The organism is Magnetospirillum moscoviense, from assembly GCF_001650635.1.
In the GTDB taxonomy this organism is placed as follows: Bacteria; Pseudomonadota; Alphaproteobacteria; order Rhodospirillales; family Magnetospirillaceae; genus Magnetospirillum; species Magnetospirillum moscoviense.
In genome coordinates this window covers 1-3,202 of sequence record NZ_LWQU01000040.1, presented here as the reverse complement: position 1 = coordinate 3,202, position 3,202 = coordinate 1, and the positions used below count along the sequence as shown (strand labels likewise).

At 65.6% G+C, this 3,202-nt stretch carries 6 protein-coding genes; 5 read left to right on the top strand and 1 reads right to left on the bottom strand.

Annotated features, from left to right (window positions below; translation table 11 throughout):
• Positions 1-70 precede the first annotated feature (70 nt).
• Positions 71-226: an STAS domain-containing protein gene (locus tag A6A05_RS20560; RefSeq protein ID WP_172822163.1), complete on the top strand. Its 156-nt coding sequence runs from the start codon at positions 71-73 to the stop codon at positions 224-226.
• 38 nt (positions 227-264) lie between these two features.
• Here A6A05_RS20560 and A6A05_RS02270 read toward each other — a convergent pair whose 3' ends face one another.
• Complete coding sequence (locus A6A05_RS02270; RefSeq protein ID WP_068497052.1) at positions 265-870, bottom strand: cyclic nucleotide-binding domain-containing protein; 606 nt, start codon at positions 868-870, stop codon at positions 265-267.
• Positions 871-1,054: 184 nt separating this feature from the next.
• Here A6A05_RS02270 and trxA point away from each other — a divergent pair, with 184 nt between their 5' ends.
• The 4 genes from trxA (at position 1,055) to A6A05_RS02250 (ending at position 3,183) form a co-directional block, all read left to right on the top strand.
• The gene (gene trxA, locus A6A05_RS02265) at positions 1,055-1,369 is read left to right on the top strand and encodes a thioredoxin TrxA (RefSeq protein WP_082910628.1); all 315 of its coding nucleotides are present in this window, start codon (positions 1,055-1,057) and stop codon (positions 1,367-1,369) included.
• Positions 1,370-1,442: 73 nt separating this feature from the next.
• Positions 1,443-2,039, top strand: a complete 597-nt coding sequence (locus A6A05_RS02260) for a DUF938 domain-containing protein (protein ID WP_068497048.1) — start codon at positions 1,443-1,445, stop codon at positions 2,037-2,039.
• 32 nt (positions 2,040-2,071) lie between these two features.
• Positions 2,072-2,497: an Rrf2 family transcriptional regulator gene (locus A6A05_RS02255; protein WP_068497047.1), complete on the top strand. Its 426-nt coding sequence runs from the start codon at positions 2,072-2,074 to the stop codon at positions 2,495-2,497.
• Positions 2,498-2,556: 59 nt separating this feature from the next.
• Positions 2,557-3,183: a flavodoxin family protein gene (locus tag A6A05_RS02250; RefSeq protein ID WP_082910627.1), complete on the top strand. Its 627-nt coding sequence runs from the start codon at positions 2,557-2,559 to the stop codon at positions 3,181-3,183.
• The last annotated feature ends 19 nt before the right edge of the window (positions 3,184-3,202 follow it).

The following is a 3,202-nucleotide window of genomic DNA, read 5'->3' as shown; positions in this document are numbered from 1 at the left end:
GCCTTCCAATTGGGCCGGAATTTTGCCATTCTGCCGTCAATCAGGGGCGTATGGACCGCCCATATGGGGAATGTCGGTGGATTCCGGCGGGCTGTCGATGCTGATGATGGCCAACGACCAGGCCCGCCATGTCGGCGGCACGCTGATGCTGGCCAATCCGTCACCGCGCGTGCGCGACCTGCTGCGCATGGCGGCGGTCGATACGGTGATGGCAATCGAGGGATAGCGTCACATTCTGGCCCGGACCTGGGCCTTTTGCCGTGATCAGCCCTTGTCCAGCACCGCGCGCAGATTGACCCCCCTGGTGTCGTCGGCGCTCAGCACCGATTCGCGGCGGTCCCTGTGATTGGCCGAGGCGGCGCGGATGCGGTCCAGCGCCCGGTTGAGGTCGTCCAGCGCCTCGGCCATGTCGGGCGAGAAATCCTCGACATCGATGGCGTTGATGTAGGTGGACATGTCCAGCGCGAAAGCCTCGAACTGGCGCAGATGGTCGGTCAGCGAGCGCGGGCGCCTGTTGTAAAGCTTGTGCGCCGCCCGGATATTGCCCAGGAAAATGGTGATCAGGCCGCGAATGAACGGATCGCACGAGGCCAGCTTCTGGTCGAACACCGCCTTCGGAACCCGGACCAGGATGGTATGACCTTCAGCGATGGCGGTGGCCATGCGGGGCGTGCCGTCGATTACCGCCATCTCGCCGAAAATGCCGCCCTGCTTGATGGTGCCCAGCCGCACCGTCTCGCCGTCGATTTCCTTGAAGATCGCCACTTCGCCCATCTCCACCACGAAGGCGGCGTCGCCGGCTTCACCTTGGGCGAAGATCACCTTGCCATTTTCGTAGGAACGGCGGTCCAGCAGCGGGGTCTTGGCCATGACAGTTTCCTTCTTTCCCCGTCATTCATCGCATTCCCCGCCGCCGCTGGCAACCGGCGCAAACGCCCCTATATGAGGAAAGCCTCCCGGCGTGCCTTGACGCCCGGGGACGGGCTTCATAGAGTTGGGCCAACGAGGGGTCGATGCCTCTCAACGGCTCGACCAGCGATAGAAGGATTTGGCGATGAAGAATGTGACCGATGCGACCTTCGAGGCCGAGGTTCTGAAGGCGACCGGCCCGGTTCTGGTGGATTTCTGGGCGGAATGGTGCGGCCCCTGCCGTCAGATCGCTCCGGCGCTCGAGGAATTGGCGAAAGATCTGGGCGCCAAGATCACCGTCGCCAAGATCAACATCGACGAAAACCCGGCCACTCCGGGCAAGTACGGCGTGCGCGGCATCCCGACCCTGATGATCTTCAAGGGCGGCCAGGTGGCGGCCACCAAGATCGGCGCCCTGCCCAAGAGCAAGCTGTTCGAATGGGTGGAAGGCAGCCTGTAAGGCCTGCCGCCTTTCCCAAAACAGGGGCCCCGTCGGCAAGATGGGGCCCTTCGTCTGTCGGGGCCATGACACCATGAAGCGCCATTCACCGGCCTCTGAGCGCAACCGCGATCCGATCCTGGCCCAGCTGCGCCGCTGGCTGGCCGATGCCAAACAGGTGATCGAGATCGCCTCGGGCACCGGGCAGCACGCCGCCTGGTTCGCCCGCCACCTGCCGCACCTTTCCTGGCAGCCGACCGACACCGACGCGGGCGCCCTGGACTCGGTCGCCGCCTGGGCCGCCGAAGCCGCCTGCCCCAACCTGCTCCCGCCCATCGGCCTGGACGTCACCCGCCACCCCTGGCCGGTCACCGGCGCAGACGCGGTGTTTTGCGCCAACATGATCCACATCGCCCCGTGGGACGCCGCCATCGGGCTGGTCGAGGGGGCGGCAGCGCTGCTGCCGGCCGGTGGGCTGCTGATCCTTTACGGCCCCTTCACCATCGACGGCCGTCATACCGCGCCGTCCAACCAGACCTTCGACCTGGACCTGAAGGCGCGCAACCCGGCCTGGGGCGTGCGCGACCTGGAAGCGGTGGGCCAACTGGCCCAGACCCACGGGATGGACCATCTGGAAACCGTGCCGATGCCGGCCAACAATCTGTTGGTGGCCTGGCGCAAACGCCCTTGACATACGTAACAGTTACGATTACAGATATCGCCATGGCCAAGAACTGTCGATTCGCCGTTGCCACTCACATTTGCGCTCTGCTCGCCATGGGCGACGGGCAACCGGTGACGTCGGACTGGATCGCCGGTTCGGTCAATACCAATCCGGTGGTGGTGCGCCGGCTGTTGTCGGCCTTGGCCAAGGCTGGCTTGGTGTCGTCGATCCGGGGCAGTGCCGGGGGGTCGGTGCTGGCCCAGCCGGCCGGGCGGATTTCCTTGGCTCACATCCACCGCGCGGTGGACGAGGAGGAAGGCCCCGCCCTGCACAACCAGACGCCCAACCAGGCCTGCCCGGTCGGGCGCGGCATCCAGCCGGTGCTGGTGCGCATCATCGACCGCGCCGAGGCGGCCAAGGAAGCGGTGCTGGCCACCACCATGCTTTCGGAAGTGGTGGCGGCCATCCGCGCCGAAGCCGGATAGAAGCCTGTTTTTTTGTGTGCTTTTGTAACAGTATCAATCACGATTATAAGGAGTTCACCATGACCTCGATCGCCATCGTCTACCATTCCGGCTACGGCCACACCGCCGAAGTGGCCAAGGCCGTCGCCCAGGGCGCCGCCGAGGTGGCCGCCACCCAGGTCCACCTGATCCCCATCGAGGACGCCGAGGCCAAGGCCGACCTGATCAACGGCGCCGACGCCATCATCTTCGGCAGTCCGACCTATATGGGCTCGGTGTCCGGCCCGTTCAAAACCTGGATGGATGCCACCGCGAAGGTATGGTTCGGCCAGGGCTGGAAGGACAAGATCGCGGCGGGCTTCACCGTCTCGGGCAGCCAAAGCGGCGACAAGCTCAACACCCTGATCCAGCTGGCGGTGTTCGCCGCCCAGCACGGCATGATCTGGGTCGGCACCGGACTGATGCCGGGCAACAACAGCTCGAACGGCTCGGTCGAGGACATCAACCGCCTGGGCAGCTTCCTCGGCGCCATGGCCCAGGCCAACTCTGACCAAGGCCCCGAACTCGCCCCGCCGCAAGCCGACCGCAAGACCGCCGCCCTGTTGGGCCAGCGGGTCGCAGAGGCGGCCAAGCGCTGGGTGAAGTGTATCCCCCCGGTGACGGCCGCCTGTTCGAGCGGCCCTTGCTCTGAGATTCTGCCAGCCTGATTGGCGTTGGTGGTGGCGG